This window comes from Mesorhizobium sp. P2_B5 (genome assembly GCF_056404775.1).
This window is the reverse complement of sequence record NZ_JBFUDJ010000001.1, coordinates 772,121-795,735: the sequence shown is the minus strand read 5'-3', so window position 1 is coordinate 795,735 and position 23,615 is coordinate 772,121. Positions and strand designations below refer to the sequence as shown.

General features: G+C 62.3%; 26 protein-coding genes and 1 pseudogene. 15 read left to right on the top strand and 12 right to left on the bottom strand.

Features of this window, described 5'->3' with window-relative positions; translation table 11 throughout:
• The first annotated feature begins 152 nt into the window (after nt 1-152).
• Complete coding sequence (locus AC1D1N_RS04025; RefSeq protein WP_477346751.1) at nt 153-3,347, top strand: amino acid permease; 3,195 nt, start codon at nt 153-155, stop codon at nt 3,345-3,347.
• A gap of 203 nt (nt 3,348-3,550) precedes the next feature.
• Here AC1D1N_RS04025 and AC1D1N_RS04020 read toward each other — a convergent pair.
• Nucleotides 3,551-3,765 (bottom strand): annotated as a pseudogene (locus AC1D1N_RS04020) (hypothetical protein); the annotation flags it as partial.
• Nucleotides 3,766-3,888: 123 nt separating this feature from the next.
• Between AC1D1N_RS04020 and AC1D1N_RS04015 the strand changes: the two are divergent.
• The 6 genes from AC1D1N_RS04015 (at nt 3,889) to AC1D1N_RS03990 (ending at nt 7,699) form a co-directional block, all read left to right on the top strand.
• Entirely contained in the window at nt 3,889-4,221 is a 333-nt protein-coding gene (locus tag AC1D1N_RS04015; RefSeq protein ID WP_112559132.1) for an ArsR/SmtB family transcription factor, read from the top strand.
• Between the two features lie 26 nt (nt 4,222-4,247).
• The gene (locus AC1D1N_RS04010) at nt 4,248-4,757 is read left to right on the top strand and encodes an arsenate reductase ArsC (RefSeq protein ID WP_477346749.1); all 510 of its coding nucleotides are present in this window, start codon (nt 4,248-4,250) and stop codon (nt 4,755-4,757) included.
• Between the two features lie 5 nt (nt 4,758-4,762).
• Nucleotides 4,763-5,452: an aquaporin gene (locus tag AC1D1N_RS04005; RefSeq protein ID WP_477346747.1), complete on the top strand. Its 690-nt coding sequence runs from the start codon at nt 4,763-4,765 to the stop codon at nt 5,450-5,452.
• Nucleotides 5,449-5,871, top strand: coding sequence for an arsenate reductase (glutaredoxin) (gene arsC, locus AC1D1N_RS04000; protein WP_477346745.1), 423 nt, complete (start codon nt 5,449-5,451; stop codon nt 5,869-5,871). The genes AC1D1N_RS04005 and arsC overlap by 4 nt, the downstream gene beginning before the upstream one ends.
• Before the next feature lie 69 nt (nt 5,872-5,940).
• The gene (locus tag AC1D1N_RS03995; protein ID WP_436262201.1) at nt 5,941-6,261 is read left to right on the top strand and encodes an ArsR/SmtB family transcription factor; all 321 of its coding nucleotides are present in this window, start codon (nt 5,941-5,943) and stop codon (nt 6,259-6,261) included.
• Between the two features lie 49 nt (nt 6,262-6,310).
• The gene (locus tag AC1D1N_RS03990) at nt 6,311-7,699 is read left to right on the top strand and encodes an NAD(P)-binding protein (RefSeq protein ID WP_477346744.1); all 1,389 of its coding nucleotides are present in this window, start codon (nt 6,311-6,313) and stop codon (nt 7,697-7,699) included.
• A gap of 35 nt (nt 7,700-7,734) precedes the next feature.
• Here the strand turns inward: AC1D1N_RS03990 and AC1D1N_RS03985 are convergent, their stop codons facing one another.
• Nucleotides 7,735-8,253 carry an N-acetyltransferase family protein gene (locus AC1D1N_RS03985; protein ID WP_477346742.1) on the bottom strand — a complete coding sequence of 173 codons (519 nt, stop codon included), beginning with the start codon at nt 8,251-8,253 and terminating at the stop codon, nt 7,735-7,737.
• A 156-nt stretch (nt 8,254-8,409) separates the two neighbouring features.
• Between AC1D1N_RS03985 and AC1D1N_RS03980 the strand changes: the two genes are divergently transcribed.
• On the top strand, nt 8,410-9,540 hold the full coding sequence (locus tag AC1D1N_RS03980; RefSeq protein WP_477347371.1) for an MFS transporter: 1,131 nt from the start codon (nt 8,410-8,412) through the stop codon (nt 9,538-9,540).
• Nucleotides 9,541-9,567: 27 nt separating this feature from the next.
• On the opposite strand, the gene AC1D1N_RS03975 is transcribed toward AC1D1N_RS03980, so the two are convergent.
• Together AC1D1N_RS03975 and AC1D1N_RS03970 are read right to left on the bottom strand one after the other, a co-directional pair.
• Nucleotides 9,568-10,338 carry a cytochrome b gene (locus AC1D1N_RS03975; protein WP_477346740.1) on the bottom strand — a complete coding sequence of 257 codons (771 nt, stop codon included), beginning with the start codon at nt 10,336-10,338 and terminating at the stop codon, nt 9,568-9,570.
• Between the two features lie 356 nt (nt 10,339-10,694).
• Complete coding sequence (locus AC1D1N_RS03970) at nt 10,695-10,940, bottom strand: hypothetical protein (protein ID WP_477346738.1); 246 nt, start codon at nt 10,938-10,940, stop codon at nt 10,695-10,697.
• A gap of 471 nt (nt 10,941-11,411) precedes the next feature.
• Here AC1D1N_RS03970 and AC1D1N_RS03965 point away from each other — a divergent pair, with 471 nt between their 5' ends.
• The 3 genes from AC1D1N_RS03965 to AC1D1N_RS03955 all read left to right on the top strand — a co-directional run bounded on the left by AC1D1N_RS03965 (nt 11,412) and on the right by AC1D1N_RS03955 (nt 13,749).
• On the top strand, nt 11,412-11,636 hold the full coding sequence (locus AC1D1N_RS03965) for a hypothetical protein (RefSeq protein WP_477346736.1): 225 nt from the start codon (nt 11,412-11,414) through the stop codon (nt 11,634-11,636).
• A gap of 134 nt (nt 11,637-11,770) precedes the next feature.
• Nucleotides 11,771-13,444, top strand: a complete 1,674-nt coding sequence (locus tag AC1D1N_RS03960; protein WP_477346734.1) for an FAD-dependent oxidoreductase — start codon at nt 11,771-11,773, stop codon at nt 13,442-13,444.
• On the top strand, nt 13,441-13,749 hold the full coding sequence (locus AC1D1N_RS03955; RefSeq protein ID WP_477346733.1) for a UBP-type zinc finger domain-containing protein: 309 nt from the start codon (nt 13,441-13,443) through the stop codon (nt 13,747-13,749). Before AC1D1N_RS03960 ends, AC1D1N_RS03955 begins: the two co-directional genes overlap by 4 nt.
• Before the next feature lie 50 nt (nt 13,750-13,799).
• Here the strand turns inward: AC1D1N_RS03955 and AC1D1N_RS03950 are convergent, their stop codons facing one another.
• A complete protein-coding gene (locus tag AC1D1N_RS03950; protein WP_477346731.1) occupies nt 13,800-14,618 on the bottom strand; it encodes a class I SAM-dependent methyltransferase in 819 nt (272 codons plus the stop codon).
• 110 nt (nt 14,619-14,728) lie between these two features.
• Nucleotides 14,729-14,920 carry a hypothetical protein gene (locus AC1D1N_RS03945; protein WP_477346729.1) on the bottom strand — a complete coding sequence of 64 codons (192 nt, stop codon included), beginning with the start codon at nt 14,918-14,920 and terminating at the stop codon, nt 14,729-14,731.
• A gap of 117 nt (nt 14,921-15,037) precedes the next feature.
• Here AC1D1N_RS03945 and AC1D1N_RS03940 point away from each other — a divergent pair, with 117 nt between their 5' ends.
• Both AC1D1N_RS03940 and AC1D1N_RS03935 read left to right on the top strand, forming a co-directional pair.
• Complete coding sequence (locus AC1D1N_RS03940) at nt 15,038-15,334, top strand: type II toxin-antitoxin system TacA family antitoxin (RefSeq protein WP_352557893.1); 297 nt, start codon at nt 15,038-15,040, stop codon at nt 15,332-15,334.
• A 44-nt stretch (nt 15,335-15,378) separates the two neighbouring features.
• Nucleotides 15,379-15,882 carry a GNAT family N-acetyltransferase gene (locus AC1D1N_RS03935; protein ID WP_477346727.1) on the top strand — a complete coding sequence of 168 codons (504 nt, stop codon included), beginning with the start codon at nt 15,379-15,381 and terminating at the stop codon, nt 15,880-15,882.
• Between the two features lie 43 nt (nt 15,883-15,925).
• Here AC1D1N_RS03935 and AC1D1N_RS03930 read toward each other — a convergent pair whose 3' ends face one another.
• From AC1D1N_RS03930 to AC1D1N_RS03910, 5 genes are all read right to left on the bottom strand, one after another.
• A complete protein-coding gene (locus tag AC1D1N_RS03930) occupies nt 15,926-17,104 on the bottom strand; it encodes a cystathionine gamma-synthase (protein WP_477346725.1) in 1,179 nt (392 codons plus the stop codon).
• Nucleotides 17,101-18,534 carry a pyridoxal-phosphate dependent enzyme gene (locus tag AC1D1N_RS03925; protein ID WP_436262191.1) on the bottom strand — a complete coding sequence of 478 codons (1,434 nt, stop codon included), beginning with the start codon at nt 18,532-18,534 and terminating at the stop codon, nt 17,101-17,103. Before AC1D1N_RS03925 ends, AC1D1N_RS03930 begins: the two co-directional genes overlap by 4 nt.
• Nucleotides 18,535-19,173: 639 nt before the next feature.
• The gene (locus AC1D1N_RS03920) at nt 19,174-20,526 is read right to left on the bottom strand and encodes an FAD/NAD(P)-binding protein (RefSeq protein ID WP_436262190.1); all 1,353 of its coding nucleotides are present in this window, start codon (nt 20,524-20,526) and stop codon (nt 19,174-19,176) included.
• 16 nt (nt 20,527-20,542) lie between these two features.
• A complete protein-coding gene (locus AC1D1N_RS03915) occupies nt 20,543-21,019 on the bottom strand; it encodes an RrF2 family transcriptional regulator (protein ID WP_352557898.1) in 477 nt (158 codons plus the stop codon).
• Between the two features lie 437 nt (nt 21,020-21,456).
• Nucleotides 21,457-22,065 (bottom strand): histidine phosphatase family protein, encoded by a 609-nt coding sequence (locus tag AC1D1N_RS03910; protein ID WP_477346722.1) that lies wholly within the window; start codon nt 22,063-22,065, stop codon nt 21,457-21,459.
• Between the two features lie 219 nt (nt 22,066-22,284).
• Between AC1D1N_RS03910 and AC1D1N_RS03905 the strand changes: the two genes are divergently transcribed.
• Nucleotides 22,285-22,458 (top strand): hypothetical protein, encoded by a 174-nt coding sequence (locus tag AC1D1N_RS03905; RefSeq protein WP_477346720.1) that lies wholly within the window; start codon nt 22,285-22,287, stop codon nt 22,456-22,458.
• Between the two features lie 160 nt (nt 22,459-22,618).
• Here AC1D1N_RS03905 and AC1D1N_RS03900 read toward each other — a convergent pair whose 3' ends face one another.
• A complete protein-coding gene (locus tag AC1D1N_RS03900; protein WP_162711955.1) occupies nt 22,619-22,804 on the bottom strand; it encodes a hypothetical protein in 186 nt (61 codons plus the stop codon).
• A 354-nt stretch (nt 22,805-23,158) separates the two neighbouring features.
• On the opposite strand from AC1D1N_RS03900, the gene AC1D1N_RS03895 reads away from it, so the two are divergent.
• Nucleotides 23,159-23,464: a septal ring lytic transglycosylase RlpA family protein gene (locus tag AC1D1N_RS03895; protein ID WP_477347369.1), complete on the top strand. Its 306-nt coding sequence runs from the start codon at nt 23,159-23,161 to the stop codon at nt 23,462-23,464.
• The last annotated feature ends 151 nt before the right edge of the window (nt 23,465-23,615 follow it).

The following is a 23,615-nucleotide window of genomic DNA, read 5'->3' as shown; positions in this document are numbered from 1 at the left end:
CAGTGATTATCGAGCGGATCGGCCTTGGTACGAAGTCTTAATATGTCTCACCTAGGTTCATCTTTGACTTCGAGAGCGCTGCGTTAGACAGAAACACCCCTACACATGATCGCGAGTCTGACAGCGCTCCGCACTGGAATGGATGTCTCAGAATGCGCGACGTCACTCCTTCTCGACCGCACCCGAGAACCCTGGGATGGATGGGCACGACAGCGCTCGCCATGGGTGGCAGCAATCAAAGCCTCTTTCTGATCGCCGCTCTTTTTGTCGGCCAGGGGAATATTCCCGGTCAAGGAAGCGCCGCAGTACCGTTGCTCGTTATTGGTCTGCTTCTTAGCTGGGCCGCCGCGCCGGCGTGGACCGAACTGGTTCTCATGTGGCCAAACCGCGTCGGCGGTATCTCTGCAGCGTGCGCGGAAGCTTTCCGACCCTACAGTCCCGTTCTCTCGGCCTTGACGGGCACTTGCTATTGGTGGGGCTGGGTTCCGACCTGCGGACTGACAGCGGTTCTTTCAGCGTCTGCAATCCAGCAATGGTACTTGCCGGGCCTCCCCGTGGAGGCGGTCGCCTGCGCGCTCATCGCATTCTTTACGGCGGTCAATTTGTGTGGAATCAAGTGGGTGGTCAGACTGGCGATACCGATCGCCACAGCCTCCGCGATGCTTGCGTTTCTGTCATCCCTTGTCCCGGTCATCAGTGGCGAGGTCGACTGGCGGCAGGCGACGGATTTTACGCTGACCAGCCCGTTTGCCGGCCTTTTTGGCGACATCACTTCAGTGATGGCGGGGCTGTACCTGATCGGATTTGCCGCGCCGGCATTTGAAGCCGCAGCCTGCCATGTTGGCGAAACCATCGATCCCAACCGCAACATTCCTCGGGCGATGTGGGCCAGCGCGGGAATGGCCGGCATCTATTTCCTTGTCCTGCCGGTCGTTTGGCTGGGCGTGCTTGGACCAGAACCACTCGGCACGGACCTCGCCATGGCCCTCGGACCGACGTTTGCGCCCCTGTTGGGCGGTTTCGGCAAAGCCGCCGCCATCTGGTTCATCATGTTCAACATGTTCCATGGAACGTTGCAGCCATTGGCAGGCGCCGCGCGGACCCTTGCGCAGCTGAGCGAAGATGGCCTCCTGCCGCGCTTCCTGGCCAGCCGCACCTCGACGGATTGTCCATGGGCGGCAACGCTGCTCACAGCTGCCGCGGCAATCGGTTTCATGCTGTGCGGGTACCCGCTCTGGATGATCGCTGCAGCCAATTTTACGTACCTGATCAGCATCTGCATGCCGAACATCGCAGTCTGGCTCTTGCGCCGTGACCATCCCGATGCCGCGCGGCCTTTCCGAGCTCCCAGAGGAACGATCGCCCTTGGCGTGGGCGCGGCGGCAATATGGCTGTTGACCGCCATACTGGGCTTCCAGCAGTTTGGGCTTCCTACCGTCCTGTTCGGTCTGGCGTTGGCCTATTCGGGTGCTGCGCTTTACGCCTGGCGCGCCATGGAGGATCGCCACGCGCTGGGTCTGCCCTTGCTGCCACATACGCTTCACCTGAAGCTTACCGGAGCCATGCTATTTGTGCTGGTGCTCGACGGTGCCGGCTATTTCCTGGCGATCGGCAGCGTTCCCAACGTCGATGCTCCATTGATCGCCGCCCTGGAGGACATTTTTGTCGTTGTCGCGTTGCTGACCATCAGTGTCGGCCTGATTTTGCCGGGAATGATCACCCATTCGGCAACCGAGGTGAGCAACGCAGCGAAGCGTCTGACATCCGGAACGCTGAAGGACTTCTCTCTCGCCATGGCTGCTCTGGGGCGTGGAGACCTTGCTGCAGCGCATGCCTCCGTGAACATCATGCCGGTGACGGTAAACTCTCGCGACGAGCTTGGAGAGATGGCCGAAAGCTTCAACCTGCTCCAGGATAAGGTGAGGGAAGCCGCCCACGGCCTGGACGACGCGCGCGAGAATATGAACGTAGCGCGCACCGAACTCATGGCACGGCACGAGGAAATCGCGCATCTCGCGCACCACGATCCGCTTACCGGTCTGGCGAACCGAACTGCGCTTGCAGCGCACCTAGCCACGGCGCTCGAGCGGGCGAGAGCAAAGCATGCCAGCTTTGCCGTGTTCAGCATTGACCTTGATCATTTCAAAGAGACCAACGACGTTTTTGGGCACGCCGCCGGCGACGATCTCCTGTGCACCATCGCCCGGCGTCTGCAAGCGCAGGCGCCGGAGGCCTTTATCGCCCGCATGGGCGGCGACGAATTCACTCTTGTCCTGGCCTTGGATGAACGACCCGCCGGAGCCAAGGAAGTCGCCGACCGTCTGTTCGATTCGGCGGCAGGCGAATTCGAAATCCGGGGCCAGCACATTTCAATCGGGCTGAGCATCGGCGCGGCGATCTATCCGAGGGATGGAGAGAGTGCCGCATCGCTGATGGCAAATGCCGACGCCGCGCTCTACCGAGCCAAGGCGGACGGCCGTCGAATGCTGCAATTTTTCGATCCTGAAATGGATCGGCGACTAAGAGAACGCTACGCCTTGCAGCAAGATTTGCGCTCGGCAATCGCACATGGCGAACTTGTGCTCCACTACCAGCCGCAGGCCCGGATAGACGGCGAAATCTTTGGTTTTGAGGCACTCGCCCGCTGGCACCATCCAAAACACGGGCTCGTCTCGCCGGCCGCGTTTGTCCCACTTGCCGAACAGGATGGCACGATCGTCGAAATAGGCGAATGGGCGCTCAGGCAGGCATGCGAGGAGGCCGCCTCCTGGGCCTCGCCCCTGCAGGTCGCCGTCAATCTTTCCCCTGTGCAGTTCCGTTTCGGGGATCTGGTCGGCCTCGTTCATTCTATCCTCTACGAGACCGGCCTAGCGCCGGGACGGCTGGAACTGGAAATTACGGAAGGGGTTCTGATCCGCGACCGGGCAACTGCATTGTCGGTTTTGCGGAGACTGAAGGCGTTGGGCGTCAGGATCTCCATGGATGATTTTGGAACCGGATATGCCTCGCTTTCCTCGCTACAGGCGTTTCCATTCGACAAGATCAAGATCGATCGCAGTTTTGTTACGGCTGTCGGTTCGAATGTCCAGTCAGCCGCCATCGTACGCACGATACTCAGTCTGGGGAATGCACTGGCCTTGCCTGTCATCGCAGAGGGCGTTGAAACAGAAGACGAGCGTGTTTTCCTGATGAAGGAAGGATGTCCCGAGATACAGGGGTATCTGGTGGGGCACCCGCATCCAATAGCGCTCTATAAAGATGTGACGGATGGCTTATCTCCAGGATCTGCCTTGGGGGATTCCGACGTATCCTCCGCTGCAGCCCAGGCGTTTGGCGTGACAGGATAGTATTGGGCGGAGATCGTGGCCTGCGCTGTCGGTCGCGTCATCGATCAGGCTCATTCCTGAAGGGATCCAGAAATCCCTCCAAAGTGCACGACCGGGGCGGTACGGTCGAAACCATGGCTCAATCGACCAATATACGACCGCCACCCGCCGCGACAAGATGTTTCCCATCCAGGGCGACGCCGGTATCGAGCGCATACGCCGGTTCAGCGAGGTGAGTTCTTAATGCCGCCGGCGAGCGTATCGTCGCTTGCCGGTCCGCAGCATGACGCGCTGATCTTCTGTTGCTCCTCGAGCCCGCGGTCGCGCGGCTTGCAGCTTGCCGGCCGGGGCGACAGCTCGACATGCACGGCGTCGGCGACAATTTCCGGCAGGAGAGCTGCATCGGCCGCACGCCATCGCTGACCTCGAAGGTCAGTTGCCGCCGCAGATGTAGTCTGTCCTCGCCAAGCGCTGTCTCGCCAACGATCGATCCGATTTGCTGAATGTCATCTAAATGTCACACGCCGTGGCTATAGGACGATAAATCTGGATTTATGGATACGTGGACAAAGAGACCGCCCTTCTTGCGCTTGCGGCGCTTGGCCAGGATACAAGGCTGGAGGTTTTCCGGCTGCTGGTTCGGGCCGGCGCTGAAGGCGTGCCCGCCGGCGAGGTCGCATCGCGCCTAAGCATCGTCCAGAACACCATGTCGGCGCATCTGAAGATACTTGGCCATGCCGGGCTGGTCCGCGCCGAGCGCGAGGGGCGCACCATTCGCTATGTCGCCGACATGACCGGTTTTCGCGACTTGCTGGCTTACCTCATGGAGGATTGCTGCAACGGTGCCCCGGAGCTTTGCCAGCCGGTAATCCAGGCGGTGACTTGCAAGTGTTAGGCCGGCAAATGGCAGGGGAGGAAGCAATGAGAGATCCGATTTACAACGTGTTGTTTCTGTGCACCGGTAATTCGGCGCGGTCGATCCTCGCGGAGGCGATCCTGAACCGTGTCGGCGCCGGCAGGTTCAAGGCCTTTTCCGCCGGCTCCCATCCAAAGGGTGCGGTCCATCCCTATACGCTGCAGCTTCTGAAGACCCTCAACCACGATACTTCCTTTGCCCGTTCGAAGGACCGGGAGGAATTTGCGGTGCCGGGCGCACCGGAGATGAATTTCGTTTTCACTGTCTGCGACAACGCAGCCAATGAATCCTGTCCTGTATGGCCCGGTCAGCCGATGACGGCGCATTGGGGAGTGCCCGATCCCGCAGCCGTCGAGGGCACGGATGCTGAAAAGCACCTGGCATTCGCCGATGCCTACCGCATGCTCAACAACAGGATTTCAATCTTCGTAAGCCTGCCGATGAATACGGTCGACAAGCTTGCCTTGCAGAAGCGCCTGGACGAGATCGGTCGCAATCACCCCAATGCAGGCTGAACAGCATGGCCACTGATTTGTCACGACGCCTTGTCGCCGAAGCGCTCGGCATCGCCATGCTGGTTGCCGCGGTTGTCGGTTCGGGCATCATGGCCGATCGCTTGACCGACGACGTGGCACTTTCGCTGCTCGGCAACACGATCCCGACGGGCGCTATGCTGGTGGTGCTGATCACCATTCTTGGGCCGATTTCCGGGGCGCATTTCAATCCGGCGGTGACGCTGGTCTTTGCCTTGCGACGGGAAATCCAGACAAAGGCGGCTATCGCTTACGTCATCGCCCAAATCACGGGCGGCATCGCAGGTACATTCCTGGCGCACGCCATGTTCGACCTGCCGATCCTGCAAATCTCCCAGACCGTCAGGGCCGGAAGCGGCCAGTGGATCGCGGAGCTGGTGGCTGCCTTTGGCCTTGTCTTCACTATTCTTGCCGGCCTGCGTTTTCGCAGCGACGCCATTCCGTGGCTGGTCGGGCTCTACATCACATCGGCCTATTGGTTCACCGCCTCGACCTCGTTTGCCAATCCGGCCGTCGCCATCGCGCGTGCCTTATCGAATACATTTGCTGGCATCCGGCCGCTCGATGTCCCGGCCTTCATCGTCGCCGAACTGCTTGGCGCGCTACTCGCCATGGCACTGGCCGGCTGGCTGCTTTCAGTACCCAAACCCGAGCCAGAGATGAAAGCTGCGCAATGACCATCACCATCTATCACAATCCCGATTGCGGCACCTCACGCAACACGCTGGCGATCATCCGCCTGTCCGGCGAGGAGCTGGAAGTGATCGAGTATCTTAAGACGCCGCCGTCTCGCGAAAGGCTCGTCGAGCTGATTGCGGCGATGGGGATGACACCGCGCAACTTGCTGCGCGAGAAGGGTACCCCCTATGCCGAGCTCAACCTCGGCGATCCCAAATGGAGCGACGGCGAGATCCTCGATTTCATGCTGGCGCATCCGATCCTGATCAACCGGCCGATCGTGGTGACACCGCTCGGCGTCGTGCTGGCGCGGCCGTCGGAAGCCGTTCTCGACATCCTTCCAAATCCGCAGATCGGCGCCTTCACAAAGGAGGATGGTGAGGTCGTCATCGATGCCGAGGGCAAGCGCGTCATCTGAGCTGCATGTTATTTCGATGGCAGTCGAAATAACGCTTGACGACGTCGGTCACTGGCGTATTGTATTTCGATGAAACTCGAACAAGCAGCAAAACAGCTTGAAGCGCTCGGCAACCCGACGCGGCTGAACCTCTATCGCACGCTGGTCAGGGCCGGTGCAGCCGGCAGGCCGGTCGGTTATTTGCAGGAGAGTCTCGGCATCGCTGCCTCGACCTTGTCGCATCACCTGCACCGGTTGATCCTCACTGGCCTGGTAACTCAGGAGCGGCAGGCGACGACGCTGATCTGCCGCGCCAACTATCCCATCATGCAGGATCTGATCGGTTTCCTCGCCGACGAATGCTGTGCCGATGCCGCCTGCACTCCCGCCACCGGAGAAGTGGCCGCGTAATTTTTTTGCTTGTTATTTCGATAATCCCGGAATGATGGAAGGTATAGAAATGACCCCGCAAGGCGATCTACCCATTGCCGTCGTCGGCGCCGGTCCGGTCGGGTTGGCGGCGGCGGTCCATCTGTTGGAACAGGGCCTGCCGGTGAAGGTCTATGAGTCCGGCAGCGGCGTTGCGTCCAACCTGCGGGATTGGGCCCATGTCAGGGTGTTCACGCCCTGGCGCTATTGCATCGATCACGCGGCGAGAAAATTGCTCGAGGCCCATGGCTGGCACATGCCGGAGTCCGAGGCATTCCCCACCGCCGGCGAGCTTGTCGAGCATTACCTGGAACCGCTTGCCGGGCTGCCGGAACTGGCGCCGGTGATCGAAACCGGCGCTCGCGTCGTTGGTATCTCGCGCTGGGGCGCCGACAAGGTGCTGAGCAACGCACGCGGCACGCGGCCCTTCATGCTGGTGGTCGAAACGGCCAATGGCACAAGGCGAGACAGCGCCCGCGCAGTCATCGATGCCTCCGGCACCTGGCAGATGCCCAATCCGCTCGGCGCGGGCGGAATCGCGGCCGAGGGCGAGGCAGAGAATGCCGACCGTATCGCCTATGGCATCCCCGATATTCTCGGCCGTGACCGCGCTCTTTATGCCGGCCGCACGACGCTGGTTGCCGGTTCGGGGCACTCGGCCGCCAATGCGTTGCTCGACCTTGCCAGACTGGCCGATGCCGAGCCCGGCACCGCGTCCATCTGGGTGACGCGCGGCACCGACCTCGTACGCATCTATGGCGGCGGCGATGCCGATGCTTTGCCGGCGCGCGGCGAGCTTGGTGCCGATGTTCGCGAACTGCCGGAAAGCGGCCGCGTCTCGCTGGTAACAGGATTTGCGACCGTCGCCATCCGAGCGCAAGAAAATCGTCTGATCGTCGAAGGCGAGACCGCAGGCGGTTTACGCCAGGTCGGCCCTGTCGACCGCATCATCGCCGCAACCGGGCAGCGGCCCGATCTCTCGCTGACCAGGGAGCTTCGCCTCGACCTCGATCCGTGGCTTGAAGGCGTCAAGGCACTGGGGCCACTCATCGATCCCAACGAGCATTCTTGCGGTGATGTGCCGCCGCATGGCCACCGTGAGCTCAGCCATCCCGAGCCCGACTTCTACACTGTCGGCATCAAGAGCTATGGCAGGGCGCCAACCTTCCTGCTGCTGACGGGTTATGAGCAGGTCCGCTCTGTCGCCGCCGCGCTTGCCGGCGACATGGTTTCCGCCGACGCAGTGCAACTGGTGCTGCCGGAAACCGGTGTCTGTACGGTGCCGTCTTCTTTACTTGGCGATGCCTCAAAAGGCTGTTGCGGCGGCCCGGCAGCAAAGGAGGCGGATGCCTGCTGCGTCGCCGATGCCGAGGCGAAAGCTGTCGGCAAGGGTGGGTGCGGTTGCGGCGTTGCCGCGTGAGCCCGCTGCCACCATCGACGGCCGGCATGCGCGGCCTAAAGCGGCAGATGCTTCATGAAATAGATGGAGACTTTCGGCTGGCCATGCGGATCGACAAAGTGATGTGGGACAGAGCCGACCTCATGCCAGTCGAGCCGCCTGTAGAGTCGCTCGCTGGCCCCGCCCTCGACCGTATCGAGGAGGAGCAAAGACCGTTTTCTGCTCATAGCCTCACGCTCGACAGCCTGCATGAGAGCGAGACCGATGCCTTGCCGCTGGAAGTCGCGATGAACGAGGAGTTTGTAAACCTCGGCCCGGTGTGGTGCGTTCGGCTCCGGCGAAAGATAAAGTTGAACCGTGCCGACGACACGGCCGTCGATATCGGCGCAGATGAGAAGCCGTTCGCCTTCACTCACCGAACGAAAAACACCCTCCCAGTGTGTCAGCGCGTGAGGCTCGTCGAAAGGAAGCACGAAGCCAACGAGCGCGCCGTCTTCGACGCTCTGGGTCAGCATCTCGACCAGGGCCTGCACATGAAGCCTTGCCTCATTCTCATCAAACACCGCGATGCGCATCAGGTCCTTCCTCTTGAGTGCTCAGAAATAGCGGGCTTTGACGGGCTCGTGAAGGCACCGACGATAGCCGCTCCACTCGCTTCTCGGGAGCATGCCTGAGTGGCTACAATCCCAAGTCGTCCGGTCATCGTCACAACCCTCGGCCTCACGCAAATCATGGCATGGGGCTCCTCCTACTATCTGCCGGCCGTCATTGGCCCTGCCGTGTCGGCTCAGACCGGCTGGCCCTTTCCCTGGGTGATCGGTAGCCTGTCGCTCGGGCTGCTTGTCGCGGGCCTGATATCGCCGCATGTCGGTGCCGCGATCGAACGCCACGGTGGCCGCATGACCCTCGCCTTCAGCGCCGTTTGCCTGGGCATTGGCCAGCTCGTTCTTGCCGCGTCGCCGACGCTGGCCGTCTTCGTCGCCGGCTGGCTGATCATGGGTTTCGGCATGGGCGCCGGCCTTTATGACGCCGCCTTCAGCACGCTCGGACGGCTGTATGGGCGCAATGCCCGTTCGACCATCACCAGCCTGACGCTGTTTGGCGGTTTCGCCAGCACGGTGTGCTGGCCGATTTCGGCGTTTCTGCTCGATGCGTTCGGCTGGCGCGGCGTGTGCCTGGCTTATGCGGCACTCCAGCTTGTGGTGGCATTGCCGGCCTATCTGCTCATCCTGCCGCGCGGCGTTCCCGCCGAAGCGTCTGCGCAGACGACTGTCGCGCCGGAAACGGGCCTGGCGCCGCGCAGCCTGCCGCTGATGGCCACGCTCGCGGCAAGCATCACGCTGTCGGCGGTCATATCGTCGACCTTGTCGGTGCATCTGCTGACCGTGCTGCAATCCACCGGCCTGGCGCTCGGCGCGGCGGTTGGCCTCGGCGCGCTGGTCGGTCCTTCCCAGGTCGGCGCCCGCGCCATCGAGATGGCCATCGCGCGCTATCACCATCCGATCTGGACCAAACTTGCCTCGGTGACGTTTGTGATCATCGGTGTGGCGACACTCTGGACCGGGCTGCCGGTACTGCCGGTCGCCCTGGTGTTCTACGGCGCTGGCATCGGCCTGGAATCGATCGCGCGCGGCACGTTGCCGCTCGCCCTGTTTGGCGCCACCGGCTATGCGAAGCTGATGGGTCGGCTCGCCATGCCGAGTTTGATCGCTCAAGCCGCGGCGCCCTCCGTCGGCGCGCTGCTCCTGCAACATACCGGTGAGCGCGGATTGCTGACCGTACTGCTCGGGCTCGCCCTGATAAACGCCGCACTGGTCGGCGCGCTGTTTGCCTTGCAGCAACGAGCTTTGAATGCTGCCTGAGTGCCAGCCCAGTTGCGTTGAGCGCGATCAACCTGATTTTGCGGGAGCCAGCATTCGCTTTAGCGTGCCATCGCGAAGCCAAAACTGGTGAAAAATTGCCGCCAAAGCATGCATCGAAATGAGCACGATAAACACCGGCTTGTTGAGTGAATGGATATCGCCCCATGGGTCGCCGACATAGAAGGCGAGGAGCCCAAGGATCGGGGTCGCCAGGAGCAGCAGATAGAACAGGCTATGCGAGGCACGCGCCGCAAGCTGCATCCAAGTCGGGCCTCTTTCAGCAGGCTTGGGCGCGCCTGATGCCAAGCGCACCACAAGTCTGATTATGACCAGAGCCAGGATCGACAGCCCTACCCAATAATGTGCAGAACCCATCGCCTGGTCTGCTGGAGAGAGCGCAGTCTTGCTTTCGGCAGCATCAACAACGGTCGTCATGCTCTCCCCAAAGAGCAGCTGAAACAACACAAGAGCTGCTATCATCCAGTGAAGTGAAATTTGAAAAGTTGAATAGCCCGATCTAGTTTCTGTCATTTGTTTCGCCTGATGTTGAAGCAGCCTCGCAGTACTGAATAGCTGGGGAATCTTGGCGCAATTAGGCTTGAATCCTCCCGAAATTGTGGTCGTCGCCTTACTGATTTGTAAGCTGATGACGTCAGTTTTTCGGATCACCGAGGAGCACGAGACATTCATCGATGGAAGGGAGAAGAGTGCGATGTGCCCTTTTTGGGTCTGGGACGCCGAATTCGCGGAGCCGCCATCAACCTCCCCTTCCGGCCATTCCGCAATAAGCCGCTTCAACAGAGCCATCCCAGGCGTTGCGGTCCAACCCATGGCTCCTACCGTCATTGCCGACGCGATAGAGCACCGAATCGAGCTCGCCACCGAGCGCTGTTTTCGATCAGACTTGGCGCACATCTTCAGGTCGGTTGAAAAAGCCAGGCCGTGAGAATCCACAAGCTTGGCGCCAATCCGCGTTGAAAAGTTGTTTCAGGTCAGTATCAAGCCGGCCAACAAGACCGCAAAGATCACCGACACCGGCACGGCAAGAAGCCACCGAGCCTCCAATAGGCTGTTGTGCGGATCATCCATTGTCTTGTTCCCTGGTGAAAGCTGGCTCCAGCGCTCCTCCCGCGCTGGAGCCGCAGCCGATCGGCTCAACCGCCGTTGACGGGAGCCGGGGCTGGAGCCGCCGGCGCGGGCGCCTCGACCTTGGGTGCAGGGGCTGGCGCCTCGACCTTGGGCACATCGACTGTCACGTTGATGTCTTGTCCACCACCGCCATTGAGATTGATCACGCCGGTGACGAAAAGCAGGGCAAGGATTGCGACGATTGCGACAACAATCGCTATCGCCGTTCCTGCGCCCCCTCCTGCATTCACAACAGTTGGTCCGTCAGCCATGTCTTCCTCCCTGAGGCATCTCCAGAGGCAACGGCGGCTGTAAGCCTTTGTTCCTGCTCAGGGTATTCAGTCGTAAAGTGTTAAGACTTCAGTCCGAACCGGAGCGGCTCCGAGACGCTCGGGTCTCCCGTGTCCGGTCAGCCAAGGAAGCAGGCGCCACTCGCAATTGCTGGTCACCAGACATTCCGAGCCTCGTTCGGCGGCCCAGAGCGTGTTTCGCCTGCATAGGACGTAAGTCCGATAAAACGAGCAATGGTCCTATGGGCAGGACTTTTTGGGAACACGGAGCACGTCTGACTGTTGTTTGAGATCGCGGTTTGAAGCCGGGGCTTGCCTGCGACTTAGGTTTTGGTGTGAACAGGGAGAGCCGTCGTGAACAGGATCATATGGGCCGTTGGGGCTGTTGTTATCGTCATCGCCATACTGAGCTTTTTTGGACTCCGGTAAGGCCGGGATTTGAGGTGCAAAGTTATGACGCAATCCGTGCAAGCACCGCTCCTGTCCGAGACCAGCCAAGATCGGGAGATCAATTGTGAAGTCGCATTGGAGGCGGCATTTGGCGAGCTGGTGGCGGCGGCATTGGCTCAAGGGTGGACACCCCAGGAAACAGCTGCCGCTTTGGTCAACATAGCTGCCGAGCACGCCCAGAAAGTTGACGAGCTTGTCGTAGACGCCTCACCTGCTCACACTGCCTAGGTGGCCGGTCTAGTTGGCCTCAGAAGGAGCGTTGCTCCTCCTGCAGACGAAGTCGCGGGGCCAAACCTGCCCTTCCGGTCAGGCTGCCAACAAACTGCTTCAAACCCGGCGCTCATGACGCTACGCTCCCAACCATGGCCCCACCCGCACAGCCGATCACAGTCACGCGCCGCGACCAGATGTTTCCCATCCTGGGCGACGCCGATATCGAGCGCATGCGCCGGTTCGGCGAGGCCACTTCCTATGCCGCCGGCAAGCATATCGTCACCGCCGGCACTGTGGCGCCGGGGCTGATCGTCATCCTGTCGGGCGCGGTCGACATCACCCAGGATGTGGGGCCTGGCCGGCGCGAGACCATCGTCACCCATGGTCCCGGCAACTTCATCGGAGAACTGGCGCAGCTTTCGAGCCGGCCGTCGCTGGTCAATGCCGAAGCGAAAGAGCCGGTCGAGGCCTTCGTCATTCCCTCGCAGCGGCTGCGCGACCTGATGGTGCAGGAGGCCTATCTCGGCGAGCGGATCATGCGGGCACTGATCCTGCGCCGCGTCGGGCTTCTTGAAAGCGGCAGCAGCGGGCCGATCGTCATCGGCCCGGCCGGCAATGGCGATACGCTGCGGCTGCAGGGGTTTCTGCGCCGCAGCGGGCAGCCGCACCGGGCGTTGGACTCCGACACCGACCCGTGCGCCAAGACGCTGATCGGGCATTTTCATGTCGACCCGCACCATCTGCCGATCGTGCTGTGCCCCAACGGCAAGCTGATGCACAATCCCGGCGACACCGAACTCGCCCGCTGCATCGGCCTGCTGCGGCCGATCGACCCCGACAAGATCTATGATGTCGCCATCGTCGGCGCCGGTCCGGCGGGGCTGGCGGCCGCGGTCTATGCGGCGTCCGAAGGCCTGTCGACCATCGTGCTCGATTGCCGCGCCTTCGGCGGCCAGGCGGGCGCCTCCGCGCGCATCGAGAACTATCTCGGTTTCCCCACGGGGATCACCGGCATGGCGCTGATGGCGCGCGCCTACAACCAGGCGCAGAAGTTCGGGGTCGAAATCGTCATCCCCGACGAGGCGAAGCTGCTCGGCGCAGCGAGCGAGGGCTACACGCTCGCCGTCGGCGACGGCGAAAGCCTGCGCGCGCGCACCGTGGTGATCGCCAGCGGCGCGCGCTACCGCCGGCTCGACATCGCCAATCTGGCCGAATTCGAGGGCACCTCGGTGCATTACTGGGCCTCGCCGATCGAGGCGCGGCTGTGCGCGGGCCAAGAGGTGGCGCTGGTCGGCGCCGGCAATTCGGCGGGCCAGGCGGCTGTCTATCTCGCCAGCCAGGTGCGCAAGGTGACGATGCTGGCGCGCCGCGGCGGCCTCAGGGAAACGATGTCGCGCTATCTGGTCGAGCGCATCGAGGCGCAGCCCAACATCGAGGTGCTGGGCGAGACCGAGATCGAGGCGCTGGAAGGCGAAGGCGGCAATCTCACCGCGGTCAGCTGGCGCAACCAGGCGACCGGCGATGTCGAGACCCGCCCGATCCAGCATCTCTTCCTGTTCATCGGCGCCGACCCCAACACCGACTGGCTGGCGCACTGCAATGTCGCGCTCGACGCCAAGGGTTTCGTGCGCACCGGCGCTGAGATAGCGGCGGACCAGATGGAGACCAGCCGCAGCGGGGTCTTTGCCATCGGCGATGTGCGCTCCGGCTCGGTCAAGCGGGTGGCGGCCGCCGTTGGCGAAGGCGCCCAGGTGGTGGCGGCCTTGCATGCCTATCTCGCGCGAACCAACGCAGCAGCGCCCGAACTGGCCAGGAGAGCATGATGGATGAATGCAGACACACGGCAGGCATCAAGAAGGTGACGCCGAGCGCGCTCGGCTGCGAAGAATGCCTGAAGAGCGGCTCGATGTGGGTGCATCTCAGGCTCTGCCGCACCTGCGGCCATGTCGGCTGCTGCGACGACTCGCCCAACCGCCACGCCACCAAGCACTTTCATGCCACCAAGCATCCCGTCATCGAAGGCTACGATCCGCCGGAAGGCTGGGCCTGGTGCTTTGTCGACGAGGTGTTCATCGACCTCGAAGGCGACGTGACGCCGCAGAACGGACCGATCCCGAAGTTTTTCTGAGGCGGCGCCGAGGTGCATCGTCGCACCGCGCCTGTCGAGGCTCGCTCGGACTAATCCGGTTTGGTGGTCCAAGCCCCCACCTCGGATCGGCCCATCAATGTGCCGCTCCGACCAGCCTCGGAAAGAATGCGGTCTAGTAGCGTCGGATGGCCGATTTCGGAGGATGTGGCAATTCCGAGCCTTTCCATGGTTGGCAATTGCGTCTCAACCAGATCAGTCACGAGATGCGCGACCTCCAGTGCTCGTGGCCCAGAACCGATGACTGCCTCCAGTCTCAGGTTCGGTGCAGGCAACCCAGCATCCTCGAACACTGACGCGAGACGTGTGCCAAGGCGTGCTTGGGCGCCTGCTGCTTCGATTGTCCGGCTGAGCCAGTTGCAAACTCGATCGTAGGTCGGCGACGATGGAGACGATCGGGCACCATCCCAATCCAGTTCGTGGAATGCGACGATCCCCCCGGGTCGCAAGTGGCGCACGATGCGCCGGAGTGAACGTGCCGGATCAGGCATGAACTGGAGAACATAACGGCCGACCACAGCGTCGAACGGCTGTTCAAAATCCAATTCGGCCGCATCGCCATGCCTGAATGAGACCCGGCTTGTATTGGCCTCCTTGGCCCGTAACGCAGCCCGTTCGACGGAGGAAACCGAAACATCGGTGCCGACGACCTCTCCGGTCGTCCCTACCATTTCCCGACAGAGAAATGCGACATCGCCCGCCCCGCTGCCGATGTCGAGAACGCGCATTCCCTTTCCTATTCCGGCAGCCTCAAGGAACCGTCGCGTTATCGGATCGATCAGTTGGGCTTGCGTCGTCAGGCGGCGCAATTCCGCCTCCGCATAGCCAAGCGCATAGTCGGCTTCGTTCATGACGAACCTCAATTGGGGATCTGGCAACGTCCGAAGGCGATAAATAGCCTAGCACACACCGCCGGGTCCATCTCACGAGAAGTCTATGGCTGTCCGGGCTATGAACGCGCCTATCGCACGGAGCCCGTGACGGTGCGGTCGATGGCGTCGGGATGGCGGTCGTTGCCGGCAAGTGCGGCGATGACCAGAAGGCTGGCGACGACCGGGACAAACAGGATGGCCACGCGGGCCTGCACATAAAAAATGGCGCGCCATTCGCTGCGCTTTTCCGGGCTGTTGTCCATCACACTCACTCTTGCCATGCCTCCCCCTGCGGGAGATAGCGGCGAAGGGTTAAGCAAAGGCTTCCGGGTTTGTTAACGGGGGAGCGTAGCTCAGGCGATAATGACAATGTCATTACGATCTGCTATGCTGAAACGATGAAGCACGAATCTCCAACCGAAGCTTCCAAGCGAAGCACGCTGAACATTCGCATCAAGCCCGAAGAGCGGGGCCTGATCGACGAGGCTGCGCGCGCGCTCGGAAAAACGCGAACGGATTTCATCCTCGATGCAGCACGGCGCATGGCCGAGGATACGCTGCTCGACCGCACTCTCATCAAGGTCTCGCCGGAAGCCTATGCGGAATTCCTCGCTTTGCTCGATGCGCCGGCCAAGCCTGATAAGCGCTTGTCCAAGCTGATGAACGCTCGCCTGCCATGGGAGACGGGCGAATGAGCCGGATGGATTTTCGAACATCCAAGGAATGCGCGACGCTGTAAATGACGCTGCGACCGCCAGAGCCCCTGGACCGCACCCATGACCTGTCCTCGTTTTCGTCCGGTGTGCCGGTCCTGGACGACTGGCTGAAACGCCGAGCGCTGGCCAATCAGGACAGCGGCGCGACACGTACGTTCGTCGCCTGCCGAGACGGCAAAAGGGTTGTTGCCTACTATGCACTGGCGTCGGGCGGCGTTGCCGCCAGCTATGCGTCTGGTCGTTTCAGGCGCAACATGCCGGACCCGATCCCTGTCGCCATTCTTGCTCGCCTTGCCATCGATGCCTCCCATCAGCGTCAGGGGTTGGGCATGGCGCTCATGCAGGACGCTGCGCGCCGGGTGATGAATGCAGCAGACACCCTTGGTATACGAGGCATCCTGGTCCACGCGATTTCCGAGGATGCGCGGGCCTTTTACACAAAGCTCGGCTTCAATCCCTCGCCGCTTGGCCCGATGACGCTGATGATCTCACTGGCGGATTTGCGCCTAGCCGCAGACGACGACTAAACAACAGCTTCAACGGGTTCTTCGCTACCAAGCAGACAGCTGCCTAAGCGCTTAGCGCCTGATCCAGATCCGCGATCAGATCATCGCCATCCTCGATGCCGGCGGACAGCCGCACCAGCGAATCCGAAATGCCGATCGCTGCCCGCTTTTCGGCCGGGATCGAGCCGTGCGTCATCAGAGCCGGGTGCTCGATCAGGCTTTCGACGCCGCCGAGGCTTTCGGCCAGGGTGAACAATTGCGTGCGTTCGAGGAAGCGCTTGGTGCCGGCGAGGTCCCGGTCGAGGTCAACCGAAATCATCCCGCCGAAGGTGTGCATCTGCTTTTTGGCGATGGCGTGCTGAGGATGGCTGGGCAGGCCGGGGTAGACGACGCGGCGGACGTCCTTGCGGGCTTCCAGCCACTTGGCGATCTTAAGGCCGTTGGCCGAGTGCCGCTCCATCCTGAGCGCCAGCGTCTTGATGCCGCGCAGCGCCAGAAAACTGTCGAACGGGCCGGAGATGGCGCCGATGGCGTTTTGCAGGAATTTCAGCTGGGCGGCGAGATCCTTGTTGTCGCCGACGACCGCGACGCCGCCGACCATGTCGGAATGGCCGTTGAGATATTTTGTCGTCGAGTGGACGACGATGTCGATGCCGAGTTCCAGCGGCCGCTGGATATAGGGGCTGCAGAAGGTGTTGTCGGCGACCGTCAGAACGCCCTTGCGCTTGGCCAGTGCTGCGACGCTTTCGAGATCGACGATGCGTAGCAGCGGATTGGTGGGGGTCTCGACCCAGAGCAGCTTTGTCTCCGGGCGGATCGCGGCTTCGACGGCGGCGAGGTCGGTGAAGTCGACGAAGCTCACCTGCAGATTGGCCGAGCGCTTGCGCACCCGCTCCATCAGCCGGAACGAGCCGCCATAGATGTCGTCGGTGGCGACGATATGGGCGCCGCTGTCGAGCAGTTCCAGCACGGTCGAGATCGCTGCCAGCCCGGACGCGAAAGCGAAGGCATTGGTGCCGCTTTCGAGATCGGCGACCCCGCGCTCGAAGGCGAAGCGCGTCGGGTTCTGGCTGCGGGCATATTCAAAACCCTTGTGCACGCCGGGCGACTGCTGGCCATAGGTCGACGTCGCGTAGATCGGCACCATCACGGCGCCGGTCAGCGGGTCGTGGCTCTGGCCGCCATGGATGGTGCGGGTCGAAAACGCCAGGCGGTTCTTGCCCGTCGGGGTGTTTGCATTCATCGTGCGCGCCTCAAATGATTGATCAGGTCGATACGGGTTATCAGGCCGACGAACTCGTCGCCATCGAAGATGATGGCGACCTCGTTACGGTCGAACACCGGCAGCAGCGCATCCAGTGTCTGATTGGCCTGCAGCGTGTGCAGATTGGAGGTCATGGCGGCGCGCACCGGGGCGTTGAAACGATCCCAGCGGCCGTCATAGGGGCCGTCGACCTTGGCCAGGATGTCGCTTTCGTCGACGATGCCGACGAGCTTGCCGTTGTCCAGCACCGGCAGCTGCGAGACGTCGGAGCGGCGCATGCGGCCATAGGCGTTGAGCAGGCTTTCGTCGGGGCCGACATAGACAGTGTCGCCGGTGCGGTGGGAGCGCATGACGAGGTCGCGCAGATCGCCATGCTGCTCCTGCTCGGCGAGACCCTGTTCGGCCAGCCAGAAATCGTCGAAGACCTTCGACAGATATTTGTTGCCGCTGTCGCAGACGAAGGTGACGACGCGTTTTGCTGTCGTCTGCTCGCGGCAATAGCGCAGGGCTGCCGACAGCAGCGTGCCCGAGGACGAGCCGGCGAGAATGCCTTCCTTGGACAAGAGATCGCGCACGGCCAGCATGCTCTGCTTGTCGGGAATGGAGTAGGCCTTCCTGACCAGCGACAGGTCGGCGTTGGGCGGCACGAAGTCCTCGCCTATGCCTTCGACGGTCCAGCTGCCGGCCTCCTCCATCTTGCCGGTCTTGATCAGCGGCGCCAGCACCGATCCGACCGGGTCGGCCAACACCATCTCGGTCTTCGGCGAGACTTTCGCGAAGTAGCGGCCAAGCCCGGTCAGCGTGCCGCCGGAGCCGACGCCGACCACCACGGCGTCGACATCGCCCTCGAGCTGCGAAAAGATCTCCGGGCCGGTGGTGGTCTCATGCGCCTTAGGATTGGCCGGGTTGGCGAACTGGTTGGCATAGAAGGCGCCCGGGGTTTCGGCCGCGATCTTCTCGGCCATGTCCTGGTAATATTCGGGATGACCCTTGCCGACATCGGAGCGCGTCATGCGCACTTCGGCGCCGAGCGCGCGCAGATGCTGGATCTTTTCGCGCGACATCTTGTCGGGCACGACGAGGATGATGCGGTAGCCCTTGGGGATGCCGACCTGGGCGAGGCCGAGGCCGGTGTTGCCGGCGGTCGCCTCGACGATGGTGCCTCCGCGCTTTAGCTTGCCCTGTTTCTCAGCCGCCGCGATCATCGACAGCGCGATGCGGTCCTTGATCGAGCCGCCGGGATTCTGACTTTCGAGCTTGATGAACAGCCGGCATTTTCCGGTGTCGAACTTGGTCAGCTCGACCACCGGCGTCTGGCCGATGAGGTCGAGCACCGATGCGTAGGGCGGACGCAGGCGGGATAACGCGCCGTCCGAACTGCCTGGCGCAGCTTTCCTGTGCTCGCTCATCTCTTAGCTCCCTGATCCAAGCGACCGCCTCGAGCGGTTTTCGGACGACATCATGCTCTATATTTGATTTAGAGCCGGATTCAGATTTAGGTCGATCCGACCTGAAATCATCCGGCTCTGGGCGGCAGCGTAGCTTCTTTTCCAGCCGTTTGCAGGCAGAAAGAAGGTAGATCGTGCCAATCAACTGGCGAGAGGGGGAATGGAATTCCACGAGCGGTCGCCCGGCGTCGCGGTCGACTTGCAGTCACCGCGCGCCTGGTGTGCGAGGCATTGGGCGGCTGAACCTGCGCTCTCTCTTTGATTTTTGACGCACTTCCCTGGGTAAGCGCTAACGCGCTTTGGCCGGGGAAAGCGCTCACACTTTTCCCAGAAATGGTGTCCAGACGTCCCATTACGGCAGGGACTTCAGTCTTAATTGAGATACAGCTAATATATATGTAGCTTTGCCAGTGCGGGGCGACGATCCCAAAATCCAAGCCTAATCCCGCAATGGCCGGTGCGGCACGCTTTCAACCCAAGCATCCTCCGCACCGGCCATTCTTTTGCCTGCCGCCGGGTAACCATGGCGCGATCGCGGAAGGCGCTCTCGGGTCGAGCCGAATACGGATCTGTCAGATTTATAGTCTTTCCGGAATCACCCTAGCCCAGCAATTGCTTGCTCAGCCGCGCGCACTGGACGCGAATATCCGGGATGGCATCGATCTCGAAGAAGGTTCCCCGGGTCAGCGGTCCGACGGCGAGGATCTTGGCTGAAACCGAACCGTCGCCGGCGATGATTTCGCATTTGGCTGAGACATCGAGGCCGAGCCGCAGCGGGTCCGGCCGCGCCAGGCCGCGGTCGACCAGCGAGCGCACGACGCTGTTCGAGGTGGTCGAGATGTCCCTCGCGATGCCAGTGCAGTCATAGATGCGGGCGACCTGGAGCGTCTCCAGCGCCTGCGTGTGGCGCGACTGGATGTCGATGGTGAAGCCATCGCCCGCCTCGATGCCGACGACACGGCCGGCGACGGGCCGGATGCGGCCAGTGCGCACCGCCTCGGTGACGCGGGCATGGACCTCGGGCGCCAGGCGATGGCGGTGGATATCCCACCAGGCCTTGGTGTGCTCGACGAAACGGCGCTTGGCCGAGGATGGCCAGTTCTGCCAGATCTTCTGGTTGAAGGGCCGCAGACCATCGACGACGTCGCGCCAGTCGATGCCGGCTTTCTGGTTTTCGCGGATCAGGTCGCGGAACCAGCTAACGAAATAGGACAATTGGGTGCCGAGCGGAATGTCGGCGACGTCCAGCTTGATCGGGTTGCCCTTGCGGTGCGGCGACGGCAGCAGGCCGCGCCGCGACACGGCGACGATCTCGCCGCGATGGCCGCGCTGCTCGAGCGACAGGAAGGCGTCGACCATACTCAGCCCGGTGCCCAGCACCAGCACTTTGGCGTCGGGATCGAGCGCGGTATCGGCCTCGGTGCCCATGCGGATGGCATGGCCCTGGCCGGCGCCCGGCTGTTCGTCATGGCCGGTGGCGAGCACCGCCAGATGCGCGACAACGCTGGTGCCGTTGGCCAGCGTCACTTCGACGCCAGACGATGTCGGCGAGATCGACAGGCTTTCCTCGCGGATCAGCCTGAGACGGCCGCTTTCCTTTTCCCGGGCTTCGAGTTCGTCGAGCAGTTCCTTGAGATAGCGGGCATAGACGCTGCGCGGCGCGTAGAATGGTGTCTGCGGCGTCTGCTCCTGGCTCACCAGGCCGCGCGCCTGCAGCCAGCGCCAGAAATTGCCGGGATCGTCGGCATAGGCGCTCATCCCGGCGGCGCTGACATTGAGCACATGCGCCGACAAGAGCGTCGAATAGGCGATGCCCTGGCCGAAATGCGGACGTTTTTCGATCAGGGTGACGCGCAGATCGGGGTGGGGCGATTTGAGGAGATGCGCGGCAAGCACGACGCCGCTGGCGCCGCCGCCGACAACAATGATCGAATTGGTGCGCCCGACACTCATGCGCGCACGCTCAGGATCAGGCGAGGACCTTCTGCGTCAGCGGCAGGCCGTCTATGCCCCTCGCGACCGCAAGGTCGTCGAGGACGATGTCGCGCATCTCGGCCAGCGAGCGCTGGTCGAGCACCTCGGCGATGGCCTGCCGGACCTCGAGCATCAGATGTCGGACTTGGCATGTCGCCTCATTGCAGTCTTCACAGCGCTGATACTGGGTGCGGCTGGCGCACGGGATGGGTGCCAGTGGTCCGTCGAGCACGCGCACCACATGGCCGACCTTGATCTCGTCGGCCGGGCGCGCCAGACGGTAGCCGCCTTCCTTGCCCTTGCGGCTCTGGACGAAGCCGGCATTGCGCAATTCGCCGAGAATGGCGTCGAGGAATTTCTTCGGGATGTTGTTGCCGCTGGCGATGTCGCCGACGAAGGCGAGCTGCCCGACCGGCAATTGCGCCAGGTGGACCAGCGCCTTGAGGCCGTACTTGCCTTTTTTGGTGAGCATAGAGCGAACGTTTCCCTGTCGGGCGATGGCTCGAAACCATCGGTTGCGAAACGCCTGACGTGCCTCCCCGCCGCGTGCAAGCTGCTTCGACAGATAAATTCTAGTGACATGATGTACAAGCGGAGAAACCTTGATTTTGCTTCGTTTTCACGCCGCAGGGGCGACTTTAGCGGGGCTTTGTGCCGTTAAGGTCACAGGCTGTGCCGCAAAGGCAGGCGGATGCCGCGAGCGATCGTGGTGGCAGGGTGGCCGCGCATCGTCTCCTCCATTCCTCAATGTCGATAAGATTACTATACTTACCCTCGAACCGGCTGAACGTGTTTTCAAATTGGCGGCTATTTACAGCATGGATTTGCTCAGCCAAGGCGCTGCGCGCAATCTCGTTCGCTGTCGGCTACCAAGATCGGTATGGGCGGGACGAATGCCCAATCCTCCGCTCAGGACTGGGCGCCGTCGCCTTGCAACTGGTCAGACTTGGCGGGTTTGGCCACCGGCACCCCGCTCGAGCGCAACATCCAGCGATGGCCGTCGCTGCGGAAATCGGTGACGCTCAGCGGCTCGACATCGATCCTGCGGCAGGCCGAAAGCGGCGCGCCGAGGACATGGACGATTGCTGCGCGGATGACGCTGGCATGGGTGACGGCGATGGTGTGGCCGCTCGTCCGAATCAGGTCGTCTAAGAAGCTCGCGGTGCGGCGCGCCACATCGGCCAGCGACTCGCCGCCATGCGGAGCGGCCTCGGCATCGCCGAGCCAGGCGGCGACGCCGTTGGGATCAAGCGCCTGCACCTCCGCGAAACCCTTGCCGGCCCAGCGGCCAAAATCCTGCTCGGCCAGCAGCGGCTCGACGGAGGCCTGCAGCCCCATCGCCTCGGCGGTCTGCCGGGCGCGCGGCGCCGGGCTGGTCCAGACCCGGTCGGCACGGCGCAGGGTCATCGTTGCCGCCAGCGCCAGGGATCGCGGCTCCAGCGCCTCGTCGACGGGGAACGACCCCTTGCGCGTGGCGGGCGTTGCGCCGCTGCAGATCAGGGTCAGGCGTACCAGCATGAAAAGCTGCCTCTTTCCGGCCAGCCGGGCCGGCGGATCGATGGTTTGCGCCGGCTCTACACGGTCGCGTGTAGAGTATCACGGTTCATCGACGGGTACCTGCCGGTGGCTTTTTTCTAACAAGCCCGTCTTGCTTGGAAGGATTCAACTCTACAGAACGATAGAATTAGCTGACTACGAACAGGCATTCGGTTTTTCTCATTTCATGGAGCTTCATCTATGTCTCGCAAGCGCTGGCCGGCGAGCCCGGTCGCAGCCGCGCAGACCGAGGATGGCGAATGGACACTCTCCTTCCATGCCCATCCGCTCGGCATCATCGACACCAGGCGTATGAAGCTTGTCCGCCGCAGCGCCGCGCCAACCAAACCGCTTGGCGCTGCGCCGGACGCATAGGGGAGAAGTGTTACCTATGTATCCGGTCCATTCTGTTACCCATCTATCGGCTGGACACGCCAAGGTCGGCGAACTCGCACCCTTCCTCTCCCCCCCGTCGAGCGGGGGAGAGGTGTCGAGCGAAGCTCGACGGAGTGGGGGTCGACCCTTTCGTCGCAGCTCAGCCGCGCGAGCGGCTCGCCCAGCCGAGGCCGAGCAGGCCGACCAGCATGGTGACGATGCCGATATAAAGCCATTGCGACTGGCCGGTCATGAAGCTGCCGCCGACCACGCCGAGGCCTTGCAGCGACCACAGCGCGCCGATGGCCAATACAATCAGGGCCAGCAGATATCTGAACAGTCTCATCGCCGAGATTCCTTTCCCAAGTCGATTGTCAACTGCGCCATGGCCGTGATGAAAGAGCGAAAGGAAGAGGTCCAGTCGCGCGTGTTTTTACTTGTATAATAACGCCTTATCTTGCTGAAGGTATCTGCAAATCGCCCCGAAAGCCGCCTGAAATACCCCGGCGCATCGCGAAAAACCCCTGACAAACTGTTTCCCAGTGACTCCAAACGTGTGCCAGCGCCACGGAACCGCCAGATGCTTGCCGCATTTCCTGCCTTATTCAGCACTTACCGGCTGAGGTCTGTAAAAGGAGCCTCCCAAGTGAACAAGAAGAACCAGACCGCGCTTGTCGCGGTAACGATAGCGGCTGGCCTGATGGTCGGCGCAACCGCCTCCTCCGCCGCCGGCCAATGCGGCCGTGCTTCCTGGTACGCGCTGCACTCCAGGACCGCCAATGGCGAGCGCATGAACCCGTCGGCAATGACCGCCGCGCATCGCAGCCTGCCCTTCGGCACCAGGCTGAAGGTGACCAACCAGAACAATGGCCGCAGCGTCATCGTGCGCATCAACGACCGCGGCCCGTTCATCAAGGGCCGCATGCTCGACCTGTCGAAGGGCGCCGCCGGCCAGCTCGGCTTCATCGGCTCCGGCCATACCTCCGTCTGCGTGGCGCGCGTCTGATCTGTCCAAGTCCGGCCCATTCGGGCCGGACGCATCTGCTCTCTAAATCCGACGGCCGCGCTTTCGCAGCTGCACATTGAGCCGGCTGGTTCCGTTCGAAGCGGATTCTCAAGGCCTTGGACCAAAGAATGGGATATGTCACGCCACGTGA

Excerpts from the sequence above, each read along its gene's own strand:
- AC1D1N_RS04025 (WP_477346751.1), top strand. The coding sequence starts at position 153 with ATGCGCGACGTCACTCCTTCTCGACCGCACCCGAGAACCCTGGGATGG.
- AC1D1N_RS04010 (WP_477346749.1), top strand. The coding sequence starts at position 4,248 with ATGAGAGATCCGATTTACAACGTGTTGTTTCTGTGCACCGGTAATTCG.
- AC1D1N_RS04005 (WP_477346747.1), top strand. The coding sequence starts at position 4,763 with ATGGCCACTGATTTGTCACGACGCCTTGTCGCCGAAGCGCTCGGCATC.
- arsC (WP_477346745.1), top strand. The coding sequence starts at position 5,449 with ATGACCATCACCATCTATCACAATCCCGATTGCGGCACCTCACGCAAC.
- AC1D1N_RS03995 (WP_436262201.1), top strand. The coding sequence starts at position 5,941 with ATGAAACTCGAACAAGCAGCAAAACAGCTTGAAGCGCTCGGCAACCCG.
- AC1D1N_RS03990 (WP_477346744.1), top strand. The coding sequence starts at position 6,311 with ATGACCCCGCAAGGCGATCTACCCATTGCCGTCGTCGGCGCCGGTCCG.
- AC1D1N_RS03985 (WP_477346742.1), bottom strand. The coding sequence starts at position 8,253 with ATGCGCATCGCGGTGTTTGATGAGAATGAGGCAAGGCTTCATGTGCAG.
- AC1D1N_RS03980 (WP_477347371.1), top strand. The coding sequence starts at position 8,410 with ATGGCATGGGGCTCCTCCTACTATCTGCCGGCCGTCATTGGCCCTGCC.
- AC1D1N_RS03970 (WP_477346738.1), bottom strand. The coding sequence starts at position 10,940 with ATGGCTGACGGACCAACTGTTGTGAATGCAGGAGGGGGCGCAGGAACG.
- AC1D1N_RS03965 (WP_477346736.1), top strand. The coding sequence starts at position 11,412 with ATGACGCAATCCGTGCAAGCACCGCTCCTGTCCGAGACCAGCCAAGAT.
- AC1D1N_RS03960 (WP_477346734.1), top strand. The coding sequence starts at position 11,771 with ATGGCCCCACCCGCACAGCCGATCACAGTCACGCGCCGCGACCAGATG.
- AC1D1N_RS03955 (WP_477346733.1), top strand. The coding sequence starts at position 13,441 with ATGATGGATGAATGCAGACACACGGCAGGCATCAAGAAGGTGACGCCG.
- AC1D1N_RS03950 (WP_477346731.1), bottom strand. The coding sequence starts at position 14,618 with ATGAACGAAGCCGACTATGCGCTTGGCTATGCGGAGGCGGAATTGCGC.
- AC1D1N_RS03945 (WP_477346729.1), bottom strand. The coding sequence starts at position 14,920 with ATGGCAAGAGTGAGTGTGATGGACAACAGCCCGGAAAAGCGCAGCGAA.
- AC1D1N_RS03940 (WP_352557893.1), top strand. The coding sequence starts at position 15,038 with ATGAAGCACGAATCTCCAACCGAAGCTTCCAAGCGAAGCACGCTGAAC.
- AC1D1N_RS03935 (WP_477346727.1), top strand. The coding sequence starts at position 15,379 with ATGACGCTGCGACCGCCAGAGCCCCTGGACCGCACCCATGACCTGTCC.
- AC1D1N_RS03930 (WP_477346725.1), bottom strand. The coding sequence starts at position 17,104 with ATGAATGCAAACACCCCGACGGGCAAGAACCGCCTGGCGTTTTCGACC.
- AC1D1N_RS03925 (WP_436262191.1), bottom strand. The coding sequence starts at position 18,534 with ATGAGCGAGCACAGGAAAGCTGCGCCAGGCAGTTCGGACGGCGCGTTA.
- AC1D1N_RS03920 (WP_436262190.1), bottom strand. The coding sequence starts at position 20,526 with ATGAGTGTCGGGCGCACCAATTCGATCATTGTTGTCGGCGGCGGCGCC.
- AC1D1N_RS03915 (WP_352557898.1), bottom strand. The coding sequence starts at position 21,019 with ATGCTCACCAAAAAAGGCAAGTACGGCCTCAAGGCGCTGGTCCACCTG.
- AC1D1N_RS03910 (WP_477346722.1), bottom strand. The coding sequence starts at position 22,065 with ATGCTGGTACGCCTGACCCTGATCTGCAGCGGCGCAACGCCCGCCACG.
- AC1D1N_RS03905 (WP_477346720.1), top strand. The coding sequence starts at position 22,285 with ATGTCTCGCAAGCGCTGGCCGGCGAGCCCGGTCGCAGCCGCGCAGACC.
- AC1D1N_RS03900 (WP_162711955.1), bottom strand. The coding sequence starts at position 22,804 with ATGAGACTGTTCAGATATCTGCTGGCCCTGATTGTATTGGCCATCGGC.
- AC1D1N_RS03895 (WP_477347369.1), top strand. The coding sequence starts at position 23,159 with ATGGTCGGCGCAACCGCCTCCTCCGCCGCCGGCCAATGCGGCCGTGCT.